The organism is Fredinandcohnia quinoae (assembly GCF_022427965.1).
Classification (GTDB): domain Bacteria; phylum Bacillota; class Bacilli; order Bacillales; family Bacillaceae_L; genus Ferdinandcohnia; species Ferdinandcohnia quinoae.
Genome location: NZ_JAKTTI010000101.1, coordinates 1 through 254, shown reverse-complemented (window position 1 = coordinate 254; position 254 = coordinate 1). Strand labels below are relative to the sequence as shown.

1 protein-coding gene is annotated in these 254 nt (G+C 34.3%); it reads right to left on the bottom strand.

Going from position 1 to position 254, the window contains the following annotated elements:
- Positions 1 to 246, bottom strand: a 246-nt coding sequence (locus MJG50_RS22040; protein ID WP_240257915.1) for a helix-turn-helix domain-containing protein, incomplete at its 3' end; no start/stop codon positions are given.
- Positions 247 to 254 lie beyond the last annotated feature (8 nt).

Sequence of the window (254 nt, the reverse complement as noted above, 5' to 3'; positions counted from 1 at the left end):
TTTCAGTGAAGATTGAAGGGCAATGCTATCAACCTCCTTTAACCATACTAATTCCTTTTTTAGTTTTGTTAATTCAACAGAACAGGAATTATAGGTTAATCCTTTGCCTGTCTCTTTGTATGTATCGTTCCATTGACCTAAAAAGCGATTGAATACAAAACGAGCACATCCAATTGTCTTAGCAATTTGGGTTTCTTGTTCTATAGTTGGATAGATACGGAATTTGTATGCCTTGTTGATTAGCATTGTTTTCA